Raw genomic sequence first — 25,446 nt, forward strand, 5'->3', positions numbered from 1 at the left:
CTCAACGCTCCGCAAAAGAATTACAAAGGAAGATCTGGCATCACTTCACGTGGAATGATGGCACCTTTATGTTGAATTACCGCGCCAGCCATACAGTGGCCAGAGTAAGCCGATTCCGCTGCATTGCCGCCAGTCAAGCGCTTCGCCAAGAAGCCCGCACTGAAAGAATCACCAGCCGCTGTTGTATCAATCACGTTGTCGACTTTGTTTGGCGCCACGTATTGCGCTTCGCCATTCGCCACAACCAAGCAATCTTTGCTACCACGTTTGATGATGATTTCATCCACGCCCAGTGCAGAGGTTCTCTCGATGCACTGTTCTAGATGCTCGTCACCGTAAAGCATTTGCTCATCTTCAAATGTGAGCAGTGCGATATCTGTGTGCTTAAGGATCTTAAGGTACCAAGACATGGCATTCTCGCGGCTTTCCCACAATTTAGGACGGTAGTTGTTATCGAAAATAACCTTACCACCTTGTGCCTTGAAGCGCTCAAGGAAGCCAAACAGTTGTGTCTTACCTTCTTCAGTAAGGATCGCTAATGTAATACCGCTCAAGTAAACCGCATCGTACGAGTAAAGTTTGTCAACTAATAGCGGAGACTCGTTTTGTTCGAATAGGAACTTAGCGGCCGCTTCGTTACGCCAGTAGTGGAAGTAACGCTCGCCAGTTTCATCGGTTTCGATGTAGTAGATACCTGGTTGCTTTTCTTTAACGGAAAGAACCAGACTAGTATCGATGCCCTCTTCTTGCCATGCTGATAGCATTTCTTGGCTAAAAGGATCGTTACCCAGAGCCGTTACATAGCTGGTTTTAATATCGTGAGCTTTGGTCAAACGAGATAAATACAGTGCGGTATTCAACGTATCACCACCGAATGACTGCTTTAGCTGACCTTCCTTTTTCTGTAGCTCAACCATACATTCGCCAATGACCGCGATGTTTAATGATTTCATGTTGTCACCTTAGCAACTGAGGTTGCGCTATAGATTATTTTAAGAAGTCTTCACGAGCTGGGTTGAAGATGTCTAGAAGAATGCTGTCTTGCTCTAGTGCAACCGCACCGTGCATCATGTGCTTACGAGCAAAGTATGCATCGCCTTCTTTAAGTACTTTCTTCTCGCCTTCGATTTCTGCTTCAAAGCTGCCACGTACCACGTAACCGATTTGATCGTGAATTTCGTGAGTATGCGGAGCGCCAATCGCGCCTTTGTCGAAACATAGGTGAACCGCCATTAGGTCATCTGTGTAAGCAACAATTTTACGTTTGATACCGCCGCCTAGCTCTTCCCACGGGTTCTCATCTAATACAAAGAAAGAATTCATCGTCATACTCCTAAAAAGTCTCTATTAAAGCGAACCCTACGGCACTTCATTCTTAACCATGCTTTATTAAAAGGTCCTCTTAAAAAAGCGTCGTATTGATAAAAGTGAAACGCGAAGCGAAAGGGTCTGCTGTCGAATTGGTAACGAGCATATCCGATCCTCTTTAATTGTCATACAATATATCTAAAAATATGTGATATTCATCAAACGGTGCTCGTTAAAGCATTCCACTTAACGATTGATAACGCCGAAACATCAGTCACAACAAGGATTATCACAACAATACAAATCAATGGGTTAGCTAAATTCGCGTGATTTCACTCTCCCTTTTTGCCACAAAAACTACACCCAAACTTAATATTGTATTACTTTATAGAAAGTTTAAGAAAACAACACACTTCATCTGAGGGTGGTAAAGAAATGACTACACAACCGATTTTGTTGACTGAAGCAGAAGTCGAACTACTAAGAAAGGAAGTCGGAAAGCCGAGCTTAATGGGCAAATCCATTGAAGCGAATCGCAAGGAACTTGAAGCCTTCATGCGTCTGCCTCTAGACGTACCAGGTCACGGCGAAGCGGGTGGCTACGAGCACAACCGCCACAAACAAAACTATACCTACATGAACTTAGCGGGTCGTTTGTTCTTGATCACTCAAGAAGAAAAGTACGCGCAGTTCGTTAAAGATCTTCTCGCTATTTACGCAGAGAAGTACCTCACTTTTGATTTCCACGTACAGAAAAACACTAACCCAACAGGTCGTCTTTTCCACCAGATCCTTAATGAACACTGTTGGTTAATGTTTACTAGCCTTGCTTACTCTTGCGTGGCATCAGTGATGACAGAAGAAGAGCGCACAGCCGTTGTTGAGCGCATTTTCGAACCAATGCTAGACATGTTCACAGTGAAATACGCGCACGATTTCGACCGTATTCACAACCACGGTATCTGGGCAGTTGCTGCTGTTGGTATTTGTGGCCTAGCCATTGGCAAACCTGAATATCTAGAGATGTCGGTATACGGTCAAGACCGTGATGATACCGGTGGCTTCCTAGCACAAATCTCGCAATTGTTTGCCCCTTCTGGTTACTACATGGAAGGTCCGTACTACCATCGTTATGCGATTCGTCCAACTTGTGTATTTGCAGAAGTAGTACACCGTCACATGCCTGAAGTAGACATCTACAACTACAAAGACAAAGTGATTGGCAACACAGTACAAGCGATGCTGGCAACGGCTTACCCGAATGGTGAGTTCCCTGCCCTAAACGATGCATCTCGTACCATGAGCATTACCGACATGGGTGTTCAAGTTGCAGTGAGCGTTTACAGCAAGCACTACGGTATGGATGACAACATCCTAGGTATGGCGAAGATTCAAAACGCCGTTTGGATGCACCCTTGTGGTCTTGAGCTTTCTCAAGCCTACGATAAAGCCATCGCAGACCGTGAAATTGGTATGCCTTTCTGGCCAAGCGTGGAACTTAACGAAGGCCCAACTGGTAACAACGGAGCACAAGGCTTTATCCGTATGCAGGATAAAACCGGTGATGTGTCACAGCTTGTGATGAACTACGGTCAACACGGCATGGGACATGGTAACTTCGATACGCTTGGCATTACTTTCTTTAACCGTGGTCAAGAAGTGCTCCGTGAATACGGCTTCTGTCGCTGGGTAAACGTAGAGCCTAAATTCGGCGGTCGTTACCTAGACGAAAACAAATCGTACGCACGTCAAACTATCGCGCACAACGCGGTAACGATTGATGAGCAATGTCAGAATGGTTTCGATGTAGACCGCGCTGATTCAGTACACGGTTTGCCTCACTTCTTCAAAGTAGAAGGCACTGAAATCAACGGTATGAGTGCGTTTGCGAACGACCATTACCCGAATACAGACATGCAGCGCAGTGTGTTCATGCTTAGCCTAGACGAGCTTGAAGCACCACTACTGCTAGATCTTTACCGCATCGAAGGTGAAGGCGAGCATCAGTACGACTACTCTCATCAATACGATGGTCAAATCGTACGCACTAACTTTGATTACCAAAGCTTTGGTGAACTGAGCACGCTTGGCGATGACTTCGGTTACCAACACCTTTGGAAAGTAGCAAGCGGCAAAGTGCAAGATACGGCGCTGGTTAGCTGGCTACAAAACAACACCTACTACACTTGGTTAGGCACAAGCAGCTGCGCGAAAGCTATTGTCGATGAGAACACGCGAGACAATGAAGTGATCTTCACTCGCACTGGCGCCAATGACCCAAGCTTTAACCTACGTAGCGAACCGGCATTCATTCTACGCAGCAAGAGCGAATCGACGCTATTTGCTTCTGTGCTAGAAACACACGGCTACTTCAACGAAGAGTTTGAGCAGTCTGTGAATGCACGTGGTCAGGTGAAAGATATCCGCGTCGTGGGTTACAACGCCGTTGGCAGCATCGTAGAAATCACGACTGAAAAATCACTAGTTACTGTGATGATCAGCAATGTGCTAGGCGCTGACGACCAAACCCCACACCAAGTAGAAATGAACGGTAAAACCTACAGCTGGAATGGCTTCTACTCTCTAGAAGTGAACGCATTCGGGCAGGAGAAATAATAATGAGCTACCAAACCCAGTCTTACCAACCGCTATTAATGAACTTTGAAGAAGCGGCAGAACTAAGCAAAGCACTTGGCACGGATAGCCTATTAGGAAATGCACTAGCACGTGACATCAAACAAACTGACGCTTACATGGCCGAGGTCGGCATTGAAGTTCCAGGTCACGGCGAAGGCGGCGGTTACGAGCACAACCGCCACAAGCAAAACTACATCCACATTGATCTAGCGGGTCGCCTATTCCTTATCACTGGCGCACAGAAATACCGCGATTACATCGTGGACATGCTAACGGCTTACGCGAAGGTTTACCCGACGCTAGAAAGCAACACCAGCCGTGACTCTAATCCTCCGGGTAAGATCTTCCACCAAACTCTGAACGAGAACATGTGGATGCTATACGCGTCTTGTGCGTACAGCTGCATTTACCACAGGTTGGAAGAAGAGCAAAAAACACTGATTGAAAACGACCTGTTCAAACAAATGATTGAGCTGTTTGTAGTCACTTACGGTCACGACTTCGACATCGTACACAACCACGGTCTGTGGGCAGTAGCAGCAGTAGGTATCTGTGGTTACGCAATTAACGATCAAGATGCAGTAGACAAAGCGCTTTACGGCTTGAAACTGGATAAAGTTAGCGGCGGCTTCCTAGCTCAGTTAGACCAACTGTTCTCGCCAGACGGCTACTACATGGAAGGTCCTTACTACCACCGTTTCTCGCTGCGTCCAATCTACCTATTTGCAGAAGCGATTGAACGTCGCCAGCCTGAGCTTGGTATTTACGAGTTCAACGACTCGGTAATCAAGACCACGTCTTACGCAGTATTTAAGACCGCATTCCCAGATGGTACTTTGCCTGCACTGAACGATTCATCGAAGACGATTTCGATCAACGATGAAGGCGTAATCATGGCTACGTCAGTATGTTTCCACCGTTACGAGCAGTCTGAAACGCTACTTGGCATGGCAGACCACCAGCAAGACGTTTGGGTTCATATCTCAGGTAAAACATTGTCTGACGCAGTTGCAGCCGCAGACAACATCAAGCCATTCAACTGGGGTAGCCTATTCGTGACTGACGGCCCAGAAGGCGAAAAAGGCGGCGTAAGCATTCTTCGTCACCGTGACGAGCAAGACGACGACACAATGGCGCTTATCTGGTTTGGTCAACACGGCAGCGATCACCAGTACCACTCAGCGCTAGACCACGGTCACTACGATGGTCTGCACCTGAGCGTGTTTAACCGCGGTCATGAAGTGCTGCACGATTACGGCTTTGGTCGCTGGGTAAACGTTGAGCCTAAATTTGGCGGTCGTTACATCCCAGAGAACAAGTCTTACTGTAAGCAGACAGTCGCGCACAACACAGTAACGGTTGATCAAAAGACGCAAAACAACTTCGACACAGCGCTAGCAGAAACCAAGTTCGGTTCTAAACACTTCTTCAAAGCGGACGATGAAAAACTGCAAGGCATGAGCGGTCGTATTTCTGGTTACTACAACGGTGTAGACATGCAGCGCAGCATCATTCTTGCTGAATTGCCAGAATTCGAAAAACCACTTGTGATTGATGTTTACCGCATCGAAGCAGATCAAGAGCACCAATACGACCTGCCGGTACACTACTCTGGTCAAATCATCCGTACGGATTTTGAATACGATGTAGAAAGCACGCTGCGTCCAATGGGCGAAGACAACGGTTACCAGCATCTATGGAATGTGGGTTCAGGCCAAGTTCAAGGCAGCTCGCTTGTAAGCTGGTTGCACGACAACAGCTACTACTCGCTAATCACAAGCGCAACAAACGGCGGCAAAGTGTTCTTCACTCGCACTGGCGCAAATGATCCAGACTTCAACTTGAAGAGCGAACCAGCACTGATCTTACGTCAATCTGGTCAGAACCATGTGTTTGCTTCTGTGCTAGAGACACACGGTTACTTCAACGAGTCTATCGAAGCATCGGTTGGCGCTCGTGGTCTAGTAGAGTCAGTAACCGTCGTTGGCAACAACGAAGTGGGTACCGTGATTCGTCTGCAAACTACCACAGGCAACGCTTACCACTTCGCTATCTGCAATCTAGACGAAGACAAACAGAACGCGGCACATCGCGTTGAGTTCGACGGTGTGACTTACACTTGGGAAGGCGCATTCGCACAAATTTAATCTTTAGTTAGTCACTAAAAATTAATGTAAAAATCGGGAACTAATTCAAAGCCGGACGTCATGTTCGGCTTTTTTTGATTGTTTACATGACTCTACATGAGCTTATCAATTAGCGTTTAATCATAGTAAAACCGTTAATAACTCTTAGAAAAACAGACATAACTTAACCTTACGCCTTATCAAAGACACCACTTATAGATATAGAACTCTTCTGAGATTTAATTAACACTTTTACTATTTAACTTATGACTAAACTACTCCCCAACAACACCAAAATGATATTGTATTACAAATATTAAATAGTGTAAGAGGCTTACTACTGTGTTTATAAAATCAACTAAATTGCTTCTAATAAGCTTCTCTGGGCTTGGATTAATAGGATGTGGAGGAAATACCTCCCCTACAAGACAAGATGATAAACCAAATATTCCACACCAAGAGCATGTAGCACCATACTCAATAGCAAAATTTCAAAACATATTGAGAAATTCAGATTTACAAGTATCAGATCCCGATGGGAAGGAGGGAAATAAAACCAGTGACGTCAAAAATGGAGCATTCTCGGATTATAAGAGTGACCACTTTTACGCAGAAAAGGATTCCAATTACCTTGTCTTTAAAATGTCGAACTACAAAATGCGCTCAGAAGTTCGTGAGCGAGAAAACTTCAACATTTCAGAACAAGGCGTCTTTAGAACTTTGTATGCAGATGTTCGATTACCAGAGATTAACCTTGCAATGGCTAGCTCCCCTGCAAACCATGATGAAGTCACTTTCCTGCAAATTCATAACAAAGGCACAGATACTTCTGGTACAGGTGCTATCCCACACCCTTTGTTACGAATCGTTTGGGAACAAGAACGAAACAGTATCACTGGTCATTACTGGGCGGTAGTAAAGAACAATGCCATAGATTGCAGTCTACCTTCTAGCGCATCAGATTGTTATGCAACATCATACGATCGTTATGATTTAGGAAAAGCCGATCTCAACGCATTCACGCGATTCGAAGTAAAAATCGGAGAAAACACATTAACCATTAAAGTGAACGATGAGCAAAAGGTAAATGTAGATGTATCCTACTGGCAGCACCTCCTGAGCTACTTTAAAGCCGGAGTTTATAACCAGTTTGAAAACGGTGAAGCAAAGGTACAATTTAAGCAGTTAGGACTAACCAAAACTGACCATACTGATTCAATAGCTTGGAATATTGACGATTGGAAATTAACCATTCCTGCAAGCAAAAATGATTGGTATGGTTTTGGCGGTGACAGCGCGGCTGAATTAGAGCCTGAGCGTTGTAATTCAAGTAAAGATCTTCTGTCTAACGAAGAGAGCGTTTACCAACGCGAGATTGATTTATCATACTTCAATGTTATTGACGGTAGCATGCATTTCCGCGCCGATATGGGTTACGGCACGTCAACGGCCAACTCCAGTTACATCCGTTCAGAATTGCGAGAGCTCTACATCAGTACTAACTCCCCGGATTGCAGCACCAGCGATGAAGAGACAAGTTGGTATATTGAAGATAGTCGTACCGGTGCAACTTCGCATACGCTAAACGCAACACTAAGAATCAACGAATACCCTAAAATCGACGGTCAATTACCAAAAGTCGTGGTAGGCCAGATACATGGTTGGAAAATCAGCCAAGCACTCGTAAAGCTACTTTGGGAAGGTGAGAATAAGCCAGTCCGAGTTATTCTGAACGATAACTACAAACTTGATAACAACAAAGACTGTACTGATTGTAACGCATTCAGCGTTAAGCTTGGTACCTACGCGGTAAACGAAGACTGGCAATATACGATCCGTGCCGATAAGGAAGGACTGTTTTTAGCCACCTACGATGCATATGGCAGTAATATGGTCTCGCACACACTGAAGTGGGGAGAAGCATACTCAGACACCGCTAACAACAAGTCCTATACTCTTACTGAAAGATGGGCGTCGCCTGATATTGCGTTTTACTTCAAAGCCGGAATTTACCCTCAGTTTAAACCTGATAATGCATATCGAGGAGAAATCTTTGATGTGAGCTTTAGTGTTTTGAGCACTCTTCATCAATAGTCATTTCAATCTCTTAGCAATAGGCTTGCTACTTTGCTCTAAAGCAACGAACAAAGCTCATACTGCCGCCACGGGAAATTTATTTTCTCGTGGCCTCTTCTTTTAGAACACCACAATTCAACTCGCTTCACGCATAGTGTTTCCTTCTACGATAAATATATAAATCAACCTCCACTTAGGCAGCTTAAAAACAGCGTCTATAGTTTCGTGAGATATTTATCTACCCTAACGCTGAGTTATTTTAAATTTAACCAATTAAACTACTCTAATATACATTAGCACTTAAAAATAAACATTGTCAGAAGATAAAAGCAATCAATAATTATTACCTATCTATGGTGATAAATTTTTAAATTAATTTATCTATGTCAATTAAAATAACATTTGAGCTGTTTTATTCTTCTATAGAAAGAAAAAGCCCTCAGCTACAAAGCTGAGGGCAAAGGACTTCAATCAACTAAAAGTGATAGAACTAGCCTTGGTACTTACCAAAAGATTGTTTTAATTTATAGAAACTAGCTTGTGCGTAATCATCTGGATTACCGTACATATTCTGGTTATAGACACCGGCTTTAAAGTACATATATCTGCCACCTTCGTCATAGCCACTGTCACTCATATCTACGACTTGAACAACATCATCTTTACCATCACGTTTTACCGTAACTGTCATTGTGTTGCCTTTCACATCAATGATGTAGCTGAATTTTTCACCTAGCGCGATGCCATCGTCACCGATTTCACCAGTCATATCACCCACTAAGCTGTAGTAATCCTCTGTTCCAGTTTTGGTTTTTTCGTGAGCAAAGTAAACTGTACCTGTTGGTTGGTCTGGTAGCTTACGATAATAAAGACGAATTGGCTCATCATCTTTGTCATGAATCTGGCCGATAATAAAGCGGCCAACTTCATGCGACTGACCAGTTGTGGTTGCGTGGTCAATCTTCAGAGTCGCTTCAAGCGTACCGTCTACACCACCCGCTTCTTTTTGATCTTCAACTGGTGCAGAACTGAATACCCAGTTATTAGGATTTACACCTTTTGTGCTGTAAGACTTATCACCAGCACGAAGCATGGTACGTAACTCAGTTCGCGCGTATTTAGTGTTTTCAGAAGTTCGAGCGCCTTTCACATAGCTCTTGAATACCATTCCGCCATCATCAGCTGTGTAGAATATATCAGAGTGTTGGAAGCCGTTAGCCAAGTCCCACTCATCAATATCATCAGCACGACCATCTTTGTCATGGTCGAAAGGTGTCGTCAGTTTCCAACGTGTTAAGTCAAAGTTTTCACCCGGTGCATTTGTAGCGAGTGGCTCTTTCGGTAACGTAGGGTAAGGCATCGCTTTAGAAAGATCACACGTCACAGTCGTTTCACAAGGACGGACGATTGGTGCTCCAAAGTCGCCTTTACGATTCTTTTTGAGTAAATCCTTTTGTGCCTTTTGCTCCGCTTTCATTTGCGCAATCATAGCCGCTTCAGCGTTAACGACGTCATCAGTAATGATGTGACTTGCCGGACAGGCATTAATTCCGCAATTAACTGCCGCTAACTCAGTAACTGAGTTCCATTGGTTTTTGCTATTACCGTGGCCAACGTAACGAACATAGCGTGCTTTTACTGCAGGCTCAAACCGGAAGCGCTCTAAGCCAAGTGCGCGACCAGAGCTTTGCGCACCCTCAATAACCGTCACCCAGTTTTCACCATCAGTACTAAACTGAACATCAAATTTGCTGACGCGTTCGTTACCTTTGCTGAACGAGGCTTGAATTGCGTCGAACTCATAAACCGAGCCGTAATCCAACATCGCCCACTCACCATCACCATTTGCTGACCAACGTGTCATAATATCTTGGTCAAACAACTGCTCTGGAACATTACCATCATGACTACTCGCCGTTATCGTAACGGGAGTCAGAATATCAGCACCAGTTTCTTGGTTGTTTGGAAATGGATCTACCATGGTCGCCGTACTATTACAGCCCACAGCAAGTAAAATAGAAGAAGCTAACAAGCTTTTGAAGAAAATATGCTTCATGTAATCTAACACCTACAATATAAAAATGAATTAACAGCTCTTTTGCTGTAACAACAATTAGGCAATAACACTCGGGTTAAAAGCTGTATTTAAGGCCAAGGCGTGTTCTCAATTGGCGGTCATCCGTGGTTGAACCATCCTTACCTTTGACATTCCACAATTCAAAGTAAGGACGGAAATCTCCCATTTGGTAACCAACAATTAAGCCAGCATCCCACTCAGAATCTTTCCAATCAGATAAACGCACTTCGTCATAGTTTTTGTTGTAGTTGATCTCATAGCTCAGCTTGACGTTATCAAGGTACTCGTTATCAAACTGACGCATATCGTAAGAGCCTGTCAGTGTCCACTTACCTTGTTCAACTGTTTTCCCAGCAACGCTTACCGAAGTACCATCCGTTAGTGTTTTGTTACCTGCACCATCTGAATAAACTTGAAATTCGTGTCGGTAACGTAAAGCGGTACTTAAGCCAAAAGAGGATTTGTAACCAACACGAACTTGTGGTTTATAAGTGGTTTTTTCGTCATCATCACCAAAAGTAATAGGCATCCCTGGTTGGATAAACCATTGTTTATTTATTTGGTAGCGAACTCCCCAATCAAACTCAGAATCACCAGCAACGAGTTGATCCCAAAAATGCGAGTTGTCGTAACTATGGAATTTTTGTTCAACACCAAAGTTCAGTTTGGTCTGATCGTTAATTTTAGAACTACCACTAATTTTGATACGTTGGGCATAAGTTTCACTCTCATGCTTATATTCTGCGCGATAGTCTAAAGTTGCTGCGGAAACCGCTCCCGCCATTAATGTGGAAGCAACGAATAGGGACATTGTTGTAACTGCTTTCATGATTATATCTCTCTGTATATATTTTTTGGGATACCACTTAAATCCCTGGATTTGATTCAACACTATTGAATTAATGTATGACAAATACTAGTTAATTCATCATGAGAGTTCTGTGATATTAATCATGTAAGTGCCCCTCAACTGACAATTTGTATTATTATATATTCAAAAGTGTTAGCTATGTCTGATTCTAAAACGACCTTTGTAGACATCACTTACAGAGAAATGTTTTAACTCGTTTCATATGATAAAGAAGAAGATTAAAAAAACACAAAAAACAATAAATTCAATAACTTAAAGCCAAAAATCTTGACATGAAATCAAAATTCCCTTGCTAAATCACCTTTAGTTTTTGCTGTTCCTCTATAAAGAAAGCTGTCAACCTCATAAAGGTTCAGCTCTTATTGATGTTGATATTCAACTATTTTGTGTGACTTATTCATCACTTCAGTGAGCAATCATTGTATCTAGTGTGAGTCGGATCATTCTATTGATAAAACCATCTAGATGACAGAAATTATTTGTCTAACAATATTACATAAATAAAAACACATAGAAGTGAGTACCTACCATGCAAGTAACAAAAATTGCAGCAGCAATTGCTATTTCCACAGGTTTGTTAACCGGATGTAACACTGATTTAAGGGATGCACCATCGGCTCCCCCACCAACAGAAACTGAGTCTGAGTTGAGCCAAGGTATGTGGGATATTTCAACACCAGCCACTGTGGCGAAATCCGATGATGAGCACGACCTGCCAAACGTCTATGTCTTTGAAGACGGTACGCAAAAGTATTATAACGATGATGATAACTTCGGTACTTACACAATCTACACTTCAACTTATACCGAAGATAAAGATACAGAGACGCTTACATTCAACCTTTATGACGAGAGCGATCTAAGTAACCCTACCGAGTTAACAGGGACTTATGAAGTTTCAAACGGCATGTTAACCATCTCAGGAACAAATGACGGAAACTTCACCGGTAACGATGAATCAGAAAACGATGCGGTGAAAGATGCAGTTGCAGCGGCAAATAATGACGCTGGCGATAACAACGTCGTACAAATTTTGGATACCAATAAAGGTGGAACAGAAGAAGACACCGGTGAGTTACGAATCAAGCTGTCTGATTCAACGAGTGTTTCAGAAATTTCAACAGGCCGACTAACTGTAGATCTAACTTACCAGCATCATGAAGAAACAGAACAGGAAGCCGACGGTTCTGGTGACAATGCTTACATCTCATTTTATGCAGCAAAAACCTCGAATTCCAACTTGCATGGCGAAGTGGCATTTGAAAACGGCAAAATCAAATACCGCGATGCAAGTGGAAACTTGACGGAAACAGGCGACACGTTTGAGTTAGGTGAAAACCTCGCGATAGAAGTCAGTTGGGTAGAAAACTTCTTCTCTTTTTTCGGTTAACGGTAAACAAATAGGTGAAATGTTACCTGTCGCTGATGGCACCGCTGTAACTTATGTATCACTGAGACTAGGTGATAATGGCAACACTACAAACTTTGAATTAAATGCAGACAACTTGAAGATTTACTCTAGTGATTCGGGCTCTGAAGTGTTGGTTCTAGAAGAGGATTTTGACAACTACATTCCAGGCTTAGACCTCGCGACAATTTACAACAGTGCATCAAGCGAAGCGGTTGTCATTTCAGACGGAAGTTCTAATCCTGATAAACCGTCAGAAGACGTGAGTGAAAACTTTGACTCATACCCAGTAGGAACAAATATCAGTTCAGCAAACTCTAGTTGGAAAGAATACAATACGGTTGCTGATGACTCCTCCACCTTGACGTCCGTGGCTGTAGTAAGTGATGATGTATCAAAGAGCGGCGCTAACTCTCTGCTAATATCCGACACAGATACGACCAACAAACCATACGTTACGCGCGAGTTTTCAAACGGAGCAACATCAAACGGTAGCGTGTCATTCGATGTTTACATTCCGTCAGACAACGAAAAAACTACATACATTAATGTTGGCTCAGGTAAAAACAACTCAGATCGTTACTACGAATTGAGAATTTCGGGCAGTGGTAAAGTTGAAGCCGAAGCAGGATCAGATGACGTAGAAATAGGCACTATTACGACTGACGCTTGGAACTCAATGTCCCTAGCTTGGGATGGTGATGAGATTAACGTTTCTATTAATGGAAAAACGGTTGATGCGCCAAGCCAGTCCGAAACAGGCTTAGACGCAACGAATACACCATCACAACTGACTATTTATGTAGGGGACACAAGTGGTGCTTCAACAAAAGCATATTTCGATAACATCGATTCAAAGCAACTCTAGTGTTATTTTGTAGCACTTGATACTAGGCCAGGCTTTCGAGCCTGGCTTTATTTTTTTACCTCTTCAGAAGAACAAAATTCAACACAATACTCTAAATTCAAGCCAGTCCCAGTGATTGCTTGCTCTATCTTGTTTTTTACCTTTTAAAGAATTCCACTGAAAACAAAAGCCTCATCAAATCGATGAGGCTTAAGTAGAAATCGAGTAGCTCTTAGTTTTCTATTAGTTTCAATTTTGATTTAGCTTGAGCTTAGAAAATGTCACGCTGTTATAGTCACCGTTTTTCTTGTCGACTGAAAAATCACCGGTGCCCGCACATCCTGTACCCCACACAGGGTGAGACTCACTGACGCTACATTGACCATAAGCTCCTGCTTTAAAATAGAACATGTCTTCTGCGTAGCCATGCTCAAAGTCCTTACTATCAATCCCCTTACTGAGATCTATGGAATAATTCACTGTCTCGTGGCGTTCTGTTTCAAACGTCAAGTTCATCATAGTTCCTTGAACTTCTATCTTGTAGCTGAACTCTTCACCAAGAGCGATACCTGCTTGGCCTGGTTCTTCAAGGTTATCCCAAGTATTTCCCCATACTGGATATGCAATATCAATACGATTTGGATCTTCCTTCGCTAGGTTACGCTCGTAGTTCCAAAATACAGAGCCCATTTTGTGTTCTGGGAATTTTTTATAGAAGATTTTAATGGGTTCATTTCCATGTCCATAACCTTTACCCTCTTTTATTCTTGCATCAATTTTTTTCGCGTGGATTTGACCGACAACAACAGAATGAGCAGGCCCTTTCTCTGGAAATTTGGCGTGTTCAGAAACATGGTTCACTTTCAAGGTCGCTTCCAACGTTCCACCTACACGACTGTGTTTAGCAGCCTGAGGGTGGCTCGATAAAGCCCAATGGTTTGCTAAATCATCGGTTTGAATAGAAAAGTCAGCGCCACGAGGCATTTCACGTAGTTCAGAGCGTGCATTCTTCGAGTTTTTTGTCGTTACCGCTTTATTCTGCACTTCAAACACCAAGTTGCCTTCTTCGTTCAAGAAGAAGAAATCTTTGTGTGAATAACTCAGCATCGCCACACCCTCGATTTCGTCCACTTTTCCGTCTTCATTGATATCGGAAGGAATAGTGATCTTCCAGTTTCGCATATCAAATTTATCGGCAGGGACTGGATAATCAACGCCATTATTTAAATCAGAAGCGATAGCAAGAGTTGGTAAGGTAACAGCCATTGCGGCTACGAGTAGATTGAGTTTCATGTTCAAACCTTATTATATGTAATATTGTCATACATATAATAAGGTTTGCAAAGGAATGATTCGAGGAAAGAAGTTATGATGTGCTCTATTGATCACAATTTATAAACTCGATAAACGCCAAAATGATAAGCTAGACATACTCCTCTTTAGTCCATAGCATCTACGAATATTTTCGACCTAATCCAATAGTCATAGGATCAATCGTACATTAGCTTGTCTGCCTTATTAATATCGAAATCTTTCAGAGACTTACGTGCTAAATGCCTAAATGGCCATGCCTTAACAATTTCTTCAAACGGCATGATTGCAAACACCCAAAACACTGAAAGGTCCAAGTATAAAATCATCAAAGCACATAACGGTATAGAGATTACCCACTGACCGGTAAAGTTAATCTTAAACACCTCCGTTGTTTTACCTAACGCTCTCAAAATATGACCATGAACGGTGTTATAGCCACGTACTATCGGTAGCAGTATGTAAAGTGGAGCAATCGCGGATAACGCTTTGTAAGTACTCGGGTCTAAGTCGGGATACAAATCAGGAAGAACGAAACTAAGTGCAAAAAAGAAAAATGCTGAAACGAACGAGATCATCACGGCCATATCAATACTAATATCGACATTGTTACGCAGCTCATCCATTTTTCTTGAGCCAATTGCTTGGCTAATCGTGATTGCCGATGAATGCGCCCAAGCAGTAATGAACTGAGTACCCGCTTTGATCCAAGGCATCACGATAGTCATAGCGACATAAGCATTTAAGGTCAGTTGCGAGTACAGCAACATGTATATCGTTGCGCCAGTTTGTAACATTGTGACGTTCGCCGCGACGGGGAAAATCTCTTTAAAATGCTTATGTATATTGCTTTTCAATGACGCATCAAGCTTCTTAATAGACAAGATGATAGAATCATCAAGCTTAATGCACATGGTTAAATATAACAGCCGAATACTAATAGCAACCAAACTACCCGCCGCGGCGCCTTGAACGCCAATACCTTCAAAATTAGTCAGGCCGTGAATCAGAACATAAGACATCGCCACGTTGACTGGCAATTCAATCAAATAGCCTTTAAATGGAACTTTGGTCCGTCCAAGCGCATTGAACACCGCAATCATAACCTGAGTAATGGCATTGAATATGACGATGAACTTAGCAATTGCAAGGTAGCATTTTGTCTCCGCATAGAGATCAACGTTATCCGTCAACTTACTGATTAACGCTTCATCAAAGACAGTAATCAACAGCCAGAATAAGGATGCGACTAGAACGTTGATAACTAAAGCTGCCCAGAAACCTTTATTTAACGATAGATAATGACCAGAGCCTACGGCACGGCTAAGTACCAATTGAGACCCATTTGCTAGAGCCATTTGGATGCCTAAAACGAAAGAAACTATTGTTGTAGCAATCCCCATAGCAGCAAGTGAAACTTCACCTAATGGAGTAACAAGCAGCGTATCAATCATAAGCATTGATTGCATCAACAAAGCATTAAGAGCAAGCGGCCAAGCAAGAGATAAATTTTTCTTTATATATGGTTGGGAAAACATTAGTAAACCTTTGTAATGAGGTTAAACGTTTAAACTAAAGAGCTCGGTCATTAGGCAAAGTTCATGACAAAAAGAAACGACAGAAAAATCTTTTTAGTCAATAAAGGTGTACGCAAGCTCTTAACTATTCACGGCGTCGGAAAGCCTCTGATTCTCATCATTTAACAGCGTTTGAGAGGCTAAACGAGCTTGAAATGAGTTTCCGACCATAATTGCATCATAAATTGCACGGTGCTCATTAAGGCAGAACCTCCCTCCTTCAACTGACTTGTCAATAAACACCTTAAATATGGTCGAAAGTATATTGCTGAAGGGAACGTAGAATTGATTATCGGTACAAAGGAATATCGTTTGATGAAACAAATGATCGTTAGCAATCCACTCATCATAATCGTGACATCGTGCTGCCATCGTCATTCTTTGAAATACAATTGACAACAGCTTTCTTTGCTCAGCATTGGCATTTTGGGCTGCCAGCGCACACGCCTCTGGTTCTATGGCTTTACGCAATCCTAAAAACTGAGATAGAAACGGCTTAGTATCTTCTAAATCTTGGATCCACTCTAAGAGTTGAGGATCAAGAAAATGCCAATAGTTTCTTGGTAGTACCGTAGTTCCAACTTTTGGTTTAGAGATAATTAAGCCTTTAGCAGACAGCAACTTCGTCGACTCTCGTAGTGCTGTCCGACTAACACCAAACAACTTACACAGTTCTATTTCACTCGGGAGCTTCTCATTTTGACTTAATTCTCCTGACAATATTTTGCGAGAAATCTGTCTTGCTACTTGTACATGTATCTTGTGATTTGAATTCCCGAGAAGTGAAAACTCTGCCATCTATATTCCTCATTGCCAGCAGCCTAAACGACTTGTTTAGCTAATAATTAGAAAAGGCCAAATGAAACACGCTTTGAAGGCGGAGACTTTCTGTGTAAATGTAAAGCACTGTTATTTAGCGTCTAAAATCTAACGATCTTATGAATATGATTTTTACTCGCGAGGTATATTGGCCAAACTCAATATTGAATGGTCGAGTAGTAACATCATGCACACCGATCGTTAGTATATAATAAGACAATATCACTTTATTTAACAAGAAACCTGACCTTCTATTCAAATTGTGTGCTGTGTATTGAAAATCAGTGAGTACAATAAGTAGGCGCGACTAGAGTTAACTAACATATTGAGCTAACAGATAAATAAGGAATGATGTAAGAATCGGTGGCCTCATCTGTTATACGCTAAGTATCATAATCATGAAGGCTTCATAAAGCAGTCGGAGATTCAAAATGGATTTGTGAAGACAACTGTTATTACGTAAACATCTTCTTGGTGAGCTACACTTTGGATGATATAATCCAAGCTTAAATAATACAATTTTAACGATAAGTGATTTTATGTCTGGTGAATTTCATTCTATCTCCGGTTCCAAGCGCAGCTTACATGTACAAGTAGCTCGCGAAATTGCTCGTAGCATTTTGTCAGGCAAGATCCCTCAAGGATCCATTCTTCCAGGAGAAATGTCCCTGTGTGAACAGTTTGGTATCAGTCGCACAGCTTTGCGTGAAGCCGTAAAACTTTTAACATCAAAAGGTTTACTCGAGTCACGTCCAAAAGTTGGTACTCGAGTCATCAACCGGGCGTACTGGAACTTTTTAGACCCACAATTAATTGAATGGATGGACGGTCTAACAGAGATAGATCAGTTCTGTCATCAATTTTTGGGGTTACGACGCGCGATAGAGCCTGAAGCTTGTGCACTCGCAGCGAAAAATGCCACTGCGGAACAGCGAATTCAGCTATCAGAAGCATTCCAAGATATGTTGGAAGTCGCTAAAGCAGACGAACTGGACAAAGCGCGCTGGATGGATGTAGATATTCGTTTCCATAGCATTATTTTTAACTCAACCGGAAACGACTTTTTCTTACCGTTTGGGCATGTTCTGACTACAATGTTCATTAACTTTATTGCTCACTCATCTGAGGAAGGCAATACGTGCATCGAAGAACATCGTGAGATTTATGAAGCAATAATGGCAGGCAATGCTGAAAAAGCACGTCAAGCTTCGGCTAACCACTTGTTGGAGTCAAAACATCGCTTACCCGAAGCCAGTTAAGCTTAGAGCTTGGGCGATCTAATAACTAGGCAAAAGCACGCATCTCGCGTGCTTTTTTAATTTCGTTTCCTCCAATTCTTTATGGCACACCATCAATATTTTGATATATAGTAATACAAATGTATTTTGAGAATGTTGTGTTATGACCGACTCGCTACTGCCAAATATCATACAGTTTATCAGCCAGATTGATCCGTTTGACAAGGTACCTAAAGGTGCACTTCGCGAGCTTGCTTCATCTGTTAAGATCACTTATTTAAGCAAGGGGGATGTTGTTGATCAGTATTCTTCTAAGAACGAAAAGTCACTTTATATTATTAGAACTGGCTCTATCGAACAGCGTAAATCTGATGGCATATTGAGAGCTAAACTTGGTCCGGAAGATTTGTTTGGCTTCACTTTTCTTGGTAACGAAGTCGAAAGCGGAAAAGAATACAAAGCAATTGCAATCGAAAATTCATTAGTTTATGTAATTCCAAATGCTGCGCTGAAAAAGTTGTGCACTTCTCATCCTGAATGTGCTGAACATTTTGCATCACAAGCTCAGGTACGGCTAAAGTCAGCATTAGATGTCGTGTGGTCTAACAAAGAAAAAGGGTTGTTTATTCGGCGTGTAGAGGAAGTTGCTAGTGGTCGAGTTGCAATTGTAACCGCTGAGCAATCCATTCAGTCAGTCGCCAACGAGATGATCGATAAGTGCTCTCCCTGCGCTGTCGTTTATCGTGATAATAAAATAGTTGGACTGATTACCGACCGAGATATGACAAAGCGAGTCATCGCCAAAGGATTAAGCATCTCAACACCAGTCGTCGAAGTCATGTCGCCTGATCCTAAAACAATTCATCCTGACGATTTAGTTCTGCACGCAGCCTCCATTATGATGCAGCACAACATAAGAAATTTACCCCTAGTCAAAGACAATAACGTCGTTGGCGTTTTGACAACAACGCACTTGGTTCAAAACCATCGAGTCCAAGCTATATTTTTAATTGAAAAGATCAAATATGCTGGCAGTGTCAAAGCTTTGTCTAGTTTTACGTCTGAGCGCCAAGCTATTTTTGAAGCATTAGTCGAAGGACGGGTTTCACCAGAAATCATTGGTAAAGTGATGACCATGATTATGGATGCGTACACTCGTAGGTTAATACAAATAGCCATTGATAAGTTGGGAACACCTCCCTGTGACTTCTCTTGGATTGTGGCAGGCTCTCATGCTCGCCAAGAAGTACATATGCTGTCAGATCAAGATAGCGCCATCGTATTAGATGATTCTGCAACAGATAACGACCGTATCTACTTCAAACATTTAGCAATGATAGTAAGTAATGGTCTGAATAAATGTAACTATCCATTGTGTCCAGGGAAATTTATGGCAGCGACCCCTAAATGGTGCCAGCCTCTCTCTGTTTGGAAAAAGTACTATAAGAAATGGGTGGCAAATCCTGAATACGAGCGCCTCCTCAATATCAGTGTCTTTTTAGAAATCCGAACCGTTTATGGAAACAAAGACTTTGAACAGATACTTCGCGATGAGCTTCACTCTAACATCAACGCTAATAGAGAATTCCTTACGATGTTAGTTAACGATGCGGTGAAAACAAACCCACCGTTAGGAATATTCAATAGCCTAGTATTACAAAAATCGGGAGAGAACAAGAAAACGCTCGACGTAAAAAAATACGCGATTAATCTAATCATTGATCTTGCAAGGATTTATGGTCTGGCAGTTGAATGTGACCTCACTGCAACTGATGAGCGTTTTAAAGCAGCTAACGAAAAAGGACTGCTCAGCCATGACGCGTACAAAAATATAATAAACGCATATCAATTCATCTTGTCGTTTCGATTTGCCCATCAATTAGAAGCACTAAAAAGTGGAGATGAGCCAAATAACCACATTGACCCCAATACGTTCGGTAGTTTTGAACGTCAACATTTAAAAGACGCGTTCCGCATCATTGCAGATCTACAAGAAGTCGCCAAACTCCGTTTTGGGAGCCGATAATGAAGCGCTTACTTGAGTACTTTCATCCATTGACACGAAAAAATCGTCAGAGACAAAAGCACTGTAAAAAGAAGCACATCCCTCTTTATCTTAAAAAGCTGCTTCGCTCGCCAAATCTGGACGTAAATCAACGAGCTTTTGACACTGAGTTCATCGTTCTAGATCTTGAAACAACTGGCTTAGACAGTGAGGAAGAAGTCATTCTTTCCATGGGCTGGGTAGAGATTCGACAAGGCCATATTGACTTAGCAACAAGCCAACACCTTTATGTACATAGCGACTCAAAAATTAAGCCCGAAACCATAGTTGTTAACCATATTACCCAACAAATGCTGACTGATGGAATCTCTATTCATGAAGCAATGCGGACATTCTTTAAAGCAGCAGAAAACAAAGTTATTGTTGCGCACGGATGTATAGTCGAAACTAGCTTTATTAATCAATATTTACAGCGAGTTTTCAACATAAAAGAGTTGCCGCTCATTTGGATAGACACCTTGCGAATAGAAAAAAGGTTACAAAGAGCTATCAATGCTTCCGATGAATCAGATGTGACTCTAGCAGCGACAAGGGAACGTTACGGGTTACCCGCTTACAACGGCCATAATGCACTTGCAGATGCAATTGCAACTGCAGAGTTACTATTAGTTCAACAAACCCGTATCGCACCTCAGACAAAAGCGACAGTCGGGCCCCTTTATCGGCTTAGCCTGTAATCATCCAGATCACAGGCCTATTTGCTAAACATGTTCTCTGTCACAATTTGGTATCATCAGCATTTACCTTAATTAATAATACAATATCATTAATGGGGCGACGTTAGCAAAATGCAGCGAATAGCCATTGTCACTTGCCAACATCAGAGCGAGTGTAAACTGATTAGTTGCTCCATATCATAACTACATTTTAGAGAGCTTAGCATTGCATGTGCGCAATGATTGTCGAAGATCTAGCAGCGTTACATAAACAACTGAATTCAGGTGATGTCCCCTCGAACGTCATCTGTAGTGGTTAGTAATCATGTAAAGCCGCTGTTGCGAACTTCAGCCGACAGCTCGCGGTACTAGTACCGTTTGGCCCATGCAGTACAGGCTTGCATGGGCTTTTTTTTAACAATCCTACATCAATCGATGTTAAATCCCTCTGCCAGATATGCATAAATCCGCATCCATTCTTATTAGAGGACTTAAGATTCTTTATAAGTATATTCATAGAACCCATACCTAAACTCTACACTTTTAGCAGCTTCAGAGAAAAGCAATATCTGACACCGATCACTTGTATGATTAATTAAAGGGTTTATTACGCCTTACTGGTCACGGTTTTGAGTTATTGTACCACAAATAAGAGGGGCGAACGTTACTATTACTTAGGACAATAAACTACTTCAAAGGTCTAAAGATGGAACTCAATACTCTCATTGTGGGCATCTATTTTCTATTCTTAATCGCAATAGGTTGGATGTTCAGAACTTTTACTAGTACTACAAGCGACTACTTCCGAGGTGGCGGCAACATGCTTTGGTGGATGGTTGGAGCAACGGCGTTTATGACTCAATTCTCTGCTTGGACATTTACTGGCGCAGCTGGTAAAGCCTACAATGATGGTTTTGCTGTCGCTATTATTTTCCTTGCAAACGCGTTTGGTTACTTCATGAACTTCGCTTACTTTGCACCGAAATTTCGCCAGTTACGCGTCGTAACTGTCATAGAAGCCATTCGTATGCGTTTTGGTACAACAAACGAACAAGTATTTACTTGGTCTTCGATGCCAAACAGTGTTGTCTCTGCAGGTGTATGGCTTAACGCCCTTGCTATTATAGCTTCAGGTATTTTTGGTTTTGATATGACAGCAACCATCTGGATTACCGGTTTAGTTGTACTTGCGATGTCGGTAACTGGCGGCTCTTGGGCGGTTATCGCCTCCGATTTCATGCAAATGGTCATCATCATGGCGGTAACGATCACATGTGCAGCCGTTGCTATTGTTCAAGGTGGTGGAGTTACTGAAATTATCTCTAACTTCCCAGTCGCAGAAAGTGGCAGCTTTGTTGCAGGTAACAACCTGAACTACTTAAGCATCTTTAGTATTTGGGCGTTCTTTATCTTCGTTAAGCAGTTCTCTATTACAAACAATATGTTGAACTCTTACCGTTACCTAGCTGCAAAAGACTCTAAAAATGCAAAAAAAGCAGCTTTGCTAGCATGTGTATTGATGTTGGGTGGAGTTTTCATTTGGTTCATGCCTTCTTGGTATATTGCAGGCCAAGGTGTTGATTTAGCGGCAGCTTATCCAGATGCTGGTAACAAAGCAGGCGACTTCGCGTACCTATACTTCGTTCAAGAGTACATGCCAGCAGGTATGGTTGGACTTCTGGTCGCTGCAATGTTTGCTGCTACGATGTCCTCTATGGACTCTGGTCTTAACCGCAATTCAGGTATTTTCGTAAAGAACTTTTATGAACCGATCGTTCGTAAAGGCCAAGCATCAGAGAAAGAGCTAGTCGCAGTTTCTAAAGCAACATCGGCGGTATTTGGCGTTGCAATTATTCTAATCGCGCAGTTTATAAACTCTCTAAAAGGTCTGAGTCTATTCGACACTATGATGTACGTTGGTGCGCTCATCGGGTTCCCAATGACAATTCCAGCGTTTTTAGGCTTCTTTATCAAGAAAACTCCAGACTGGGCCGGTTGGGGAACTCTAGTCGTGGGTGGCATCGTTTCCTACCTTGTTGGGTTTGTTATCACAGCTGATATGGTGTCATCGGCGTTTGGCCTTGAGGAGTTGACTAGCCGAGAATGGTCTGATGTGAAAGTAGCAATAGGTCTAATCGGACACATGACGCTAACTGGTGGCTTCTTCATGTTGTCGACTCTATTCTACAAGCCTCTAACTGACAAACGCCAAGCAGATGTCGATAAGTTCTTTGAAAACCTATCAACGCCTCTTGTAGCGGAATCAGTGGCACAGAGAAAACTCGATAACAAGCAACGTCAAATGCTGGGTAAACTTATCGCGGTCGCAGGTATAGGTGTCATGTTTATGGCTCTGCTACCTAACCCAGTATGGGGGCGCTTAGTGTTTATTCTATGTGGTGCCATCGTCGGAGGTGTTGGTCTACTACTTGTAAAAGCTGTGGATTCAAGCGCTGAACAAGTCTCTGAACCTGTGACAGAAAGTTAAATCTCTTATTCTAATAAACGCGGCTATTCTTTGGCCGCGTTTTTTAATTCTAAGTTCCCAGTACGAACACTTCACCCTTTTACGAAGACATATCATCTTGTCTAGGGTTATCGAATTGCAGCTTTATTTTGTCATTCGATAAGGCTAAACCAGAACGTGATAATCTGATCGAGTTAAAAGTGCAGCCTACCTTGCTTAAGTAAACGCCCCAAAAATACCTGATGAAGTAAAGATCTCGGCTCGTATACTTTGTTGCCACTTCGTGATTTAGACTCGCTAGTCCTTTACATCACTACCTAGTCTACAAGCCAAACTATTCCCGCTGAACAAACCATCTCGGGATTACTTAGGTACACTATTTTCTCTTTTTGCAGATGGCACAACAACAGCTACCAATAAAGCTAACAGCAGGAACACAGGGCTAAGCATTAATCCATGCCAGATTGAATACCCATCATGGAACAGCCAGAATATACCAAGCGTCAGTAGGTACGAAAAGTAGCTGCAAAACACCAAGCTAATCGCGACAAAGCGCTTTTGATTAATAATAAGAATCCGCACTAGATACTGGCTAAGAATACCGGAGCAGCGCATGGCAAGTTGCCAATTAATGATAAAGAAAGCAAGCGCAATAAACCCAGCTACGACCAGTGCATCATGCGTACTTAAAATGAAGTAGCTACCAAATCGGCTTATGATGATCGGATAATCGCCTTCGTATATCGTTGACCAAGATATTGCGTTCGCTGCTGCTACGTAATTGGCAAAATAAGCAATGGCGTAGAAAGTCGTTTGAGAACTGAACGGCTGAAATACGTCTGTACAAAACCCTCGCCATTCTTCTTTGTTGGCGGTAGGCCCAACCCAGTCACGTTTTTTTTGAGCGGTACGCCCGGCAAACGCAGGCTCGTTGCGAAACAACAGCCAAAATATATAGAGTGCAAGTATAACCAAGAGTATCGAAAACATACCCTTCCCCCTCAGAAATTATCGGCGCCACTGCCAATGGCGTTGGGGTCGTAAACTGCACTTCCCTGCTATACCTATTTGATTTATCAAAGACTTAATATTTTATTACCACCAAAATTCATTTAATGGCATGCTAAACAGCGATATTTTCACGCTTTGTGCGTGAAGTTCGAAAGCCTACTTTTAGGTTTAGCACAAAAATAGCTACAGCAAAGCGTAAGATAGGGATTCCGCACCCATCAATGAAGATGAGGCGTTAAGCAGAAGCTGCGACCGCAATGAGAAGAGAAGGATTCAAAGCGGTCATGCATGGGCGAGAGGAGCAACTATTTCTCTAACTTTTCTTCAAATACACCAATCTCTCTGCCCAACCAAATCGCGCGTTCTGTGTGATCGAGCAACTCTTCTTCGCTTACTGGGTGAATAAGCACAGAAAAATCGCCTCGAATCGTATCAAGCCACGCCAAGAACTCTTCACTCAAGGATTCTAGGTGAATTTCAAACATCGGCATCTTGTGTGGGCCAACTAACCTTCCAACTAATGGAAACACACGCAGCACATCTTGACGCTCTTGACGGATGATCTCGTTCAAGGCTTGCGCTTTATCTTGTTCTCTTAGGGGAAAATAAACATGAGCGTGGTACATAACTTCTCCATAATCACTTCCACTTGAGCACTACCTACTTTGGATAAGCTCAAGGACTGCCGAGGGTATACATTTGTAATGCCGTCACCCTACCTTGATTCCACTCAGTTGGGAAGAAGTTATGCATTCTCATAAGGTCGAGGCTTCGAGCACAACAAAAATTTGCAATTCATCATATAGCAACTGTTTGAGTTGATTCATTAATAATGACTCACTTTGTCAAATTTTACAGCCAAATTTTGTTGCAAATATGTTTCATTAACCAGTAATTAAATTCGAGTTTAAAAATACCACCAGCAAAATAGCAGCATATTACTCTGCAAAAT

General features: G+C 42.3%; 18 protein-coding genes. 9 read left to right on the plus strand and 9 right to left on the minus strand.

What is annotated here, in order from left to right; genetic code table 11:
• Positions 1–20 precede the first annotated feature (20 nt).
• On the minus strand, positions 21–953 hold the full coding sequence (locus tag R7035_RS15215; RefSeq protein ID WP_005437155.1) for a sugar kinase: 933 nt from the start codon (positions 951–953) through the stop codon (positions 21–23).
• A 34-nt stretch (positions 954–987) separates the two neighbouring features.
• On the minus strand, positions 988–1,323 hold the full coding sequence (locus R7035_RS15220; protein ID WP_005450851.1) for a cupin domain-containing protein: 336 nt from the start codon (positions 1,321–1,323) through the stop codon (positions 988–990).
• A gap of 420 nt (positions 1,324–1,743) precedes the next feature.
• Between R7035_RS15220 and R7035_RS15225 the strand changes: the two genes are divergently transcribed.
• From R7035_RS15225 to R7035_RS15235, 3 genes are all read left to right on the plus strand, one after another.
• Complete coding sequence (locus R7035_RS15225; protein WP_318146181.1) at positions 1,744–3,924, plus strand: heparinase II/III family protein; 2,181 nt, start codon at positions 1,744–1,746, stop codon at positions 3,922–3,924.
• A gap of 2 nt (positions 3,925–3,926) precedes the next feature.
• Positions 3,927–6,092, plus strand: coding sequence for a heparinase II/III family protein (locus tag R7035_RS15230; protein ID WP_318146182.1), 2,166 nt, complete (start codon positions 3,927–3,929; stop codon positions 6,090–6,092).
• A 321-nt stretch (positions 6,093–6,413) separates the two neighbouring features.
• Positions 6,414–8,165 carry a polysaccharide lyase family 7 protein gene (locus tag R7035_RS15235; protein WP_318146183.1) on the plus strand — a complete coding sequence of 584 codons (1,752 nt, stop codon included), beginning with the start codon at positions 6,414–6,416 and terminating at the stop codon, positions 8,163–8,165.
• A 472-nt stretch (positions 8,166–8,637) separates the two neighbouring features.
• Here R7035_RS15235 and R7035_RS15240 read toward each other — a convergent pair whose 3' ends face one another.
• Both R7035_RS15240 and R7035_RS15245 read right to left on the minus strand, forming a co-directional pair.
• Complete coding sequence (locus tag R7035_RS15240; RefSeq protein WP_318146184.1) at positions 8,638–10,203, minus strand: polysaccharide lyase family 7 protein; 1,566 nt, start codon at positions 10,201–10,203, stop codon at positions 8,638–8,640.
• Positions 10,204–10,279: 76 nt separating this feature from the next.
• Complete coding sequence (locus R7035_RS15245) at positions 10,280–11,053, minus strand: oligogalacturonate-specific porin KdgM family protein (RefSeq protein WP_017634227.1); 774 nt, start codon at positions 11,051–11,053, stop codon at positions 10,280–10,282.
• A gap of 571 nt (positions 11,054–11,624) precedes the next feature.
• On the opposite strand from R7035_RS15245, the gene R7035_RS15250 reads away from it, so the two are divergent.
• Both R7035_RS15250 and R7035_RS15255 read left to right on the plus strand, forming a co-directional pair.
• Positions 11,625–12,485 (plus strand): hypothetical protein, encoded by an 861-nt coding sequence (locus R7035_RS15250; protein ID WP_318146185.1) that lies wholly within the window; start codon positions 11,625–11,627, stop codon positions 12,483–12,485.
• Positions 12,486–12,504: 19 nt separating this feature from the next.
• Entirely contained in the window at positions 12,505–13,371 is an 867-nt protein-coding gene (locus R7035_RS15255) for a LamG-like jellyroll fold domain-containing protein (protein ID WP_318146186.1), read from the plus strand.
• 228 nt (positions 13,372–13,599) lie between these two features.
• Here the strand turns inward: R7035_RS15255 and R7035_RS15260 are convergent, their stop codons facing one another.
• The 3 genes from R7035_RS15260 to R7035_RS15270 all read right to left on the minus strand — a co-directional run bounded on the left by R7035_RS15260 (position 13,600) and on the right by R7035_RS15270 (position 17,036).
• Entirely contained in the window at positions 13,600–14,643 is a 1,044-nt protein-coding gene (locus R7035_RS15260; protein WP_017821219.1) for a polysaccharide lyase family 7 protein, read from the minus strand.
• A 197-nt stretch (positions 14,644–14,840) separates the two neighbouring features.
• Positions 14,841–16,130 (minus strand): MATE family efflux transporter, encoded by a 1,290-nt coding sequence (locus tag R7035_RS15265; RefSeq protein WP_025998585.1) that lies wholly within the window; start codon positions 16,128–16,130, stop codon positions 14,841–14,843.
• 189 nt (positions 16,131–16,319) lie between these two features.
• Positions 16,320–17,036 carry a FadR/GntR family transcriptional regulator gene (locus tag R7035_RS15270; RefSeq protein ID WP_017634231.1) on the minus strand — a complete coding sequence of 239 codons (717 nt, stop codon included), beginning with the start codon at positions 17,034–17,036 and terminating at the stop codon, positions 16,320–16,322.
• 560 nt (positions 17,037–17,596) lie between these two features.
• On the opposite strand from R7035_RS15270, the gene R7035_RS15275 reads away from it, so the two are divergent.
• From R7035_RS15275 to R7035_RS15290, 4 genes are all read left to right on the plus strand, one after another.
• Complete coding sequence (locus tag R7035_RS15275; protein WP_005388529.1) at positions 17,597–18,316, plus strand: FadR/GntR family transcriptional regulator; 720 nt, start codon at positions 17,597–17,599, stop codon at positions 18,314–18,316.
• Positions 18,317–18,458: 142 nt separating this feature from the next.
• Positions 18,459–20,321, plus strand: coding sequence for a putative nucleotidyltransferase substrate binding domain-containing protein (locus R7035_RS15280; RefSeq protein WP_053307762.1), 1,863 nt, complete (start codon positions 18,459–18,461; stop codon positions 20,319–20,321).
• Positions 20,321–21,037 (plus strand): 3'-5' exonuclease, encoded by a 717-nt coding sequence (locus tag R7035_RS15285; RefSeq protein ID WP_005388533.1) that lies wholly within the window; start codon positions 20,321–20,323, stop codon positions 21,035–21,037. The genes R7035_RS15280 and R7035_RS15285 overlap by 1 nt, the downstream gene beginning before the upstream one ends.
• 685 nt (positions 21,038–21,722) lie before the next feature.
• Positions 21,723–23,504, plus strand: coding sequence for a sodium:solute symporter family transporter (locus R7035_RS15290; protein ID WP_054578993.1), 1,782 nt, complete (start codon positions 21,723–21,725; stop codon positions 23,502–23,504).
• A gap of 342 nt (positions 23,505–23,846) precedes the next feature.
• Here the strand turns inward: R7035_RS15290 and R7035_RS15295 are convergent, their stop codons facing one another.
• Both R7035_RS15295 and R7035_RS15300 read right to left on the minus strand, forming a co-directional pair.
• Complete coding sequence (locus R7035_RS15295; RefSeq protein ID WP_054578994.1) at positions 23,847–24,473, minus strand: hypothetical protein; 627 nt, start codon at positions 24,471–24,473, stop codon at positions 23,847–23,849.
• A 326-nt stretch (positions 24,474–24,799) separates the two neighbouring features.
• Positions 24,800–25,120, minus strand: a complete 321-nt coding sequence (locus tag R7035_RS15300; RefSeq protein ID WP_005375836.1) for a DOPA 4,5-dioxygenase family protein — start codon at positions 25,118–25,120, stop codon at positions 24,800–24,802.
• Positions 25,121–25,446: the final 326 nt, after the last annotated feature.

The sequence above is a fragment of the Vibrio sp. 1731 genome, assembly GCF_033339955.1.
In the GTDB taxonomy this organism is placed as follows: Bacteria; Pseudomonadota; Gammaproteobacteria; order Enterobacterales; family Vibrionaceae; genus Vibrio; species Vibrio alginolyticus.